The 5,436-nt window shown below is 36.8% G+C and carries 6 protein-coding genes; 4 read left to right on the top strand and 2 right to left on the bottom strand.

All coding sequences use genetic code 11. The features are described from left to right. The 3 genes from VNZ46_RS02330 to VNZ46_RS02320 form a co-directional block, all read left to right on the top strand. Window positions 1-330 (top strand): hypothetical protein (locus VNZ46_RS02330; RefSeq protein ID WP_325558461.1); only part of this gene is annotated, 330 nt, incomplete at its 5' end. A 16-nt stretch (window positions 331-346) separates the two neighbouring features. After that, the gene (locus tag VNZ46_RS02325) at window positions 347-2,071 is read left to right on the top strand and encodes a SusD/RagB family nutrient-binding outer membrane lipoprotein (RefSeq protein WP_325558460.1); all 1,725 of its coding nucleotides are present in this window, start codon (window positions 347-349) and stop codon (window positions 2,069-2,071) included. Between the two features lie 186 nt (window positions 2,072-2,257). Continuing rightward, window positions 2,258-3,718 (top strand): S41 family peptidase, encoded by a 1,461-nt coding sequence (locus VNZ46_RS02320; protein WP_325558459.1) that lies wholly within the window; start codon window positions 2,258-2,260, stop codon window positions 3,716-3,718. Between the two features lie 65 nt (window positions 3,719-3,783). On the opposite strand, the gene VNZ46_RS02315 is transcribed toward VNZ46_RS02320, so the two are convergent. Together VNZ46_RS02315 and VNZ46_RS02310 are read right to left on the bottom strand one after the other, a co-directional pair. After that, entirely contained in the window at window positions 3,784-4,071 is a 288-nt protein-coding gene (locus tag VNZ46_RS02315; protein ID WP_325558458.1) for a hypothetical protein, read from the bottom strand. Window positions 4,072-4,282: 211 nt separating this feature from the next. Continuing rightward, window positions 4,283-4,507 (bottom strand): hypothetical protein, encoded by a 225-nt coding sequence (locus tag VNZ46_RS02310; RefSeq protein WP_325558457.1) that lies wholly within the window; start codon window positions 4,505-4,507, stop codon window positions 4,283-4,285. Between the two features lie 124 nt (window positions 4,508-4,631). Here VNZ46_RS02310 and VNZ46_RS02305 point away from each other — a divergent pair, with 124 nt between their 5' ends. After that, window positions 4,632-5,408: a hypothetical protein gene (locus VNZ46_RS02305; protein WP_325558456.1), complete on the top strand. Its 777-nt coding sequence runs from the start codon at window positions 4,632-4,634 to the stop codon at window positions 5,406-5,408. Window positions 5,409-5,436 lie beyond the last annotated feature (28 nt).

The following is a 5,436-nucleotide window of genomic DNA, read 5'->3' as shown; positions in this document are numbered from 1 at the left end:
GTGAAGAATAGCCAGATTATTGCTGCAGTAGATTATTATTCTACCTATATCAACGATGCCGGAGGAACGTATACCCCAGATAGACTATTTAAGAACAACTATATCAAAGTAAGGGAAATTTCAGCTGAATATACCTTACCTCAAAAATTCAGTAAGAAACTTAAACTACAAAAACTATCCATCAATGCATCAGCCAGGAACTTGTTTTATTTATACAAAACACTTCCAAACGTAGATGCAGAAGCTGCACTGGGTGGAGGAGAATATGCTGAATATTCATTCTATCCTTCAGTGAGATCATATAATTTAGGCATAAAGGCAAGTTTCTAATTTAAAATAGACATTCATGAAAACATTAAATATAATAACCATCATGTGCCTGATCTTTTTAGGTACATCTTGTAAGAAAAGTATAGACGATCAATTCAAAAACCCGGATAGTTATGATCCAGCTCCATCAACCAAAGTACCTGGATTATTTTTAGATATGCTGACCAAACAAAAATTCTATTATCAGGATTACGGGGAGTGGTATTACATGATCGGAGATGGCTTTGGGATACCAGGCTATTGCCAGATTGCGCAACGTTATATTACGCAGCGATATGATTTCTTTAGTACCTATGATGATGTAGTTGGTGGAAATGGTTTTGATGCTACTACCAGCACCAGTTTATTTGGTGACATGTATACAGGGCATAAAGGACTACCTGTAATGCAGGATCTGTTGAAAAATATATCGGGTCAGGAACTTATCGACAGCAAAATTTATCTGGATCTTTCTATTATTATGACGGATTGGGCGGTTGCGAAGAATGTAGATTTGTTCAATAGCATCCCTTATTCAGAAGCATTTCAAGGTGCTAATGCGGTTTACTTCCCTAAATATGATGATCCGCTATCTATTTATCATGCCGTTATAGAGGGATTAAAAAAGGCCGCTGACGAATTGCCAGGTCAATACAGCCAAATGTCGGCGAATGGAAAGACAACTTTCTTAAATCAGGATTTGGCTTTCCATGGAGATGTAAACAAGTGGGTACAGTATGCCAATGCTTTGCGCTTAAAATATGCACTTCGCATTTCTGGCGTAGATGAAGCTTATGCAAGGGCACAGATTGCAGATGTATTGACCAAACCTTTGCCACAAACAGATTTTACCATAGCCTTGACATCTAAAAATGATGTTCCTGGTGGGGGAACGTGGTTAAGAGGGGTGTATGAACGTAATTTCGTTACTTTCATTCCAAATATCATTATGAAGCGTATGAATTATGGAACAACGGCTTATGAACCAGGTGTTGACGATCCACGCTTACCGGTAATTGCCATGCCAACCAAATTCAATAATAATAATGACTATAGAGGAGTAAGTTACGATGCTGATGGCCAAACTCCTGCTTACAACGCAGGAGAAAAGTATTATCCTTATGCAGATAATCTGGCAAGTTCATTGTCTCAAAACGCAAAATCCATGTATAATCATGCGACCTACTCCAGGAATGAATTCCCGAACTATATGTTTTCAATGGCAGAAGTAGATTTGATATTGGCTGAAGTTTCCTTGAAAGGTTTGGGAAGTACGGGTAAAACACCAAGTGCCCATATTGTAGATGCGATTACACATTCTACAGATTTTTGGTATTACATTAATTCTTTGAGTACTTATGCGACAGGAAATCCAATAATGCGCCCTGCTAAACCCTCAGGTGCTATTGTTAGCACTTATGCGAATTTGGTTAAGGCTAAATTTGAAGCAGCGGCCAGCGCAGATGATAAAATGGAAATTTTAATGCAGCAAAAGTATATTCACTTGAATTTAATGCAGCCTTACGAGCTATTTACAGAATTAAGAAGAACTCACCATCCAAAATTAGAACCGATGACATTGAATGGTAAGGTGATGAAACCTATGGCGGAGCGTATTCTTTATCCTGCAATAGAACTCAGTACAAATGCAGATAATTTCTTGAAAGTAAGAGCAGAAAACAACTATACCAGTCCAATTTTCTGGGTTCCGGGATCGGTTAAGGCTCTGCCATATTATTGGAATAACTATAATTATCAATAATCATTCTGTTAAGAACGATTAAATTAGAAATGTCCTGGTTTTTTCAACCAGGACATTTTTTTTGAAGTATATAAGGCTACTACAGTTGTATCCTTTATATATTCGAAACCAAATACAATTGGATTTGATTGGAAAAATAATTGCGTTATCTTAGATGTTAAAACACTCAATTTAAGCACTTTATCTATGTCCAAAATTGTACTTCTTTCTCTGTTTATGCTGACAGGTTTTTTAGGATACAGCCAGATGAAAAATGGAGGCTTTGAATCTAGAAATACTGCATACCCTGATTCACTGGCCGGTTGGTCCTTTAAAGGAAAGCCTGGATTTAAGATGAATCTTGATAATAAGATAAAATTTGAAGGCAATTTTTCATTAAAGGTATCTGGTGATAAAATTGATGACGGACAGTTTCAGTCTTTTTCGCAAGAGATCGCAGTGGAAGGAAGCAGGGTACAGAGGAAATTAATCTCCTGCTATATCAAAACGGCTGATGTGATGGCAAAAATAGGTGTTTGGTGTCAGGTATGGGATGAGAAAGATAAAGTAATAGGATTTGAAAGTTTTGATACACAGCATACAGTGGTTCATGGAACAACTGACTGGAAAAAATATACACTGCCCATAACCGTACTTGAGGGGGCAAAAAAATTAGTTGTGGGTGGTTTCCTTATGGGTAATGGATTGGTCTGGTTCGATGATTTTCATCTTGAAGAGGCACAGACTATGAGCATACAGCCTTCTACTGAGGTGGTAAAATATATAGATGAATTCAATGGAGTTATTAAGAAGAACTCCATTTACAAAGACTCATTGGATTGGAAAAGGATCAATAGAGATATTGCAGCACTTTCTAACGGACTTCAAACGATAAGTGATACCCGTGTGCTGACAGACTATATGATAAGAGAGCTTAGAAAAGTGGGAGATAACCACTCCTTTATTCAAAACAAAACTCAAACTCAAACCAGCGTTACGGGGGCAAGTCCGGAAAAGCCGATATCAAAATTGCTGGAAAACGGTATTGGCTATATCATGGTGCCAGGCTTTTCATCTGCACATTATCCATCGATCTTAGAATTTGCGACAACGATCCAGAATCAAATCAAAAAACTTGATGAAGAAAACGATATCAAGGGATGGATTGTAGATTTAAGAACAAATACAGGTGGTAATATGCATCCTATGATTGCTGGCCTGGGTCCTTTGCTCAGAGAAGGCGATTTAGGCTATTTTATCAGCGGAGAAAGAAATCGGGAAAAGCGCCAGCGGTGGTATTATAAGGAGGGTCGGGAAGGGATAGAGAAAGGTACAAATGTTAGGGTAAACTCTTACTACAAATTAAAAGACAGCAAAAATAAGATAGCGGTTTTGATTGGTAACCGAACCTGCAGTAGCGGAGAGATGACAGCAATTTCTTTTATCGGAGCAAATAATACCAGATTGTTTGGCGAGCCGAGTGGTGGATATGTGACTTCAAACTCGATGTTCTGGCTTTCTGATGGAGCTACTTTGTTGCTGGCTACCGGATTTGTAAGTGATACCAATAAGAAAATATATTGGAAAAGAATTATCCCTGATGTTATGGTAAAGTCTGACTCTGATACAGATTTGATACTTAAGGCAGCAGAAGAATGGCTCCACTGATCTGTTAACAGAGTAAAGTATACCAAAGCAACCTCGTCCGTATAGGAGAGGCTGCTTTGCGGTTGTTACATGATAAACTTATAATCGTCTATGCGATCAGATTTGATAAAACGGGTCAATTTGCCCTGGTAAAAATAATAGAATGAATAAGGTTCATTTTTTGGGATAATTGCTTTGGAGGTAACGCGATAGATAACCATCCCATTATTATCGACCAACATCAATTCCGCTGAGTGGTTAGCTCGTTTGAAATCGTTTTCTGACATGCCGATCTTAATTGAAGAGTCCTGATAGGACATACTTTTGCAGCCTAAGGCCATGACTGCAAGGCAGATTAAAACTATTTTTTTCATAATTGTTTATTTGTGTGTAATGAAGCCAGCTCAATAATAGTGCCTTTTAATTTTTCCAAAATAGGAAAGGTGCCTGGTTTTAAGAATGAAACACAAAAGCTTTGATTATCAGTGTTTTTATCTGCGTAATTTTTTTGTTAATGCCTGTCTACAGGGTGATTCGGTTAATTTCTCTGTTTGGTCCAGCCACAAAACCATCAAGTGATATGTACTATTTTAGTTTATTTTTCAATAGAGTTAATAAATTATTATTAAGCTTTTTAGCTTTGATTCTTAACAATGAAAAAAAATCACTATCAAATTTTTCTACTACAATTACTGCCTTTTTTATTGATTCTTTTCCCTCTTCAGTTAACGCAACTGTTTTAGCTCTGGTCTGCAACTCACGCTCTATTAATTTTAAGGCGATTTGTAAAGCTTTGATTCTACGAATCATCAGGGTATACTGTGATGAGTTGTCTTCTAAAATTGACAGGTTTTATTCCATTTATTAAATAACTATAGAAATAACAAGGGTATTATTAGGCAATTATATTACTATCGCATAAATTAGCTGACCTATGAAAAATTATATCTTGTTATTATTTATGTTGCTGAAAATACCTGTTTATGGTCAGGATCTGAAATTACTGGAGAATAAGTTAAACCAGTTATCGCAGCAACGAGCAAATTGGAGCCATAGTCAAGACGAAAAGTCATATGATTCGCTTGCCAAATATAATAAGGGATTGGAAGAGCTGATTTTGAATTTCACAGCTAAGAATCCGAAAACTTTACGCCATCAATTTGACAGAACAAAGGTTGGATTGGATATCGTTACTTCTGGTGATGGCCTTTTTAGAATCTATACTTGGAATACACTGGAAGGCGGAACTATGCAATATTTTAGAAATGTTTACCAATATAGTGTTGGCGGGAAAGTGTATTCAATGATAAATCCTGTGGCCGAAGAAGATAATGGATGTAGCTATTTTGAAATTAATGATCTTACAGTTGGTGGTAAACGATATTACCTGAGCCTTAGCATCAGTGTGGGAAGCAGTGCTCTATACTATTACCAGATGAAGGTATTCTCTATTGAAAATGGAAAGTTTAATCCAAATGCCAGGCTGATTAAAACTAAAAGTGGGATTAAGAATACGCTCGGTTATGAAGTTGATCTTTCTAGCTCTTCGAATAGGGATAGAAAGGATGGGGTTAACCCTATGGATTACATGAAATTGATGTATGACCGGACAAATAAGATTATACTTATTCCGCTGATCGATGCAGATGGAAGAGTTACTAAAAGCAAAATAAAGTATCAATTGAAAGGACAGTACTTCGAAAAGATATAAATTGCTTTTGTAAAGGGGGGGATTATGA

The organism is Pedobacter sp., assembly GCF_035566355.1.
Classification (GTDB): domain Bacteria; phylum Bacteroidota; class Bacteroidia; order Sphingobacteriales; family Sphingobacteriaceae; genus Pedobacter.
Note: the sequence above shows the minus strand (reverse complement) of the source record. Positions and strands in the feature narration are given on the sequence as shown.

Bases quoted from the DNA above. Each gene is read 5' to 3' on its own strand.
- VNZ46_RS02325 (WP_325558460.1), top strand. From the start codon at position 347: ATGAAAACATTAAATATAATAACCATCATGTGCCTGATCTTTTTAGGT.
- VNZ46_RS02320 (WP_325558459.1), top strand. From the start codon at position 2,258: ATGTCCAAAATTGTACTTCTTTCTCTGTTTATGCTGACAGGTTTTTTA.
- VNZ46_RS02315 (WP_325558458.1), bottom strand. From the start codon at position 4,071: ATGAAAAAAATAGTTTTAATCTGCCTTGCAGTCATGGCCTTAGGCTGC.
- VNZ46_RS02310 (WP_325558457.1), bottom strand. From the start codon at position 4,507: ATGATTCGTAGAATCAAAGCTTTACAAATCGCCTTAAAATTAATAGAG.
- VNZ46_RS02305 (WP_325558456.1), top strand. From the start codon at position 4,632: ATGAAAAATTATATCTTGTTATTATTTATGTTGCTGAAAATACCTGTT.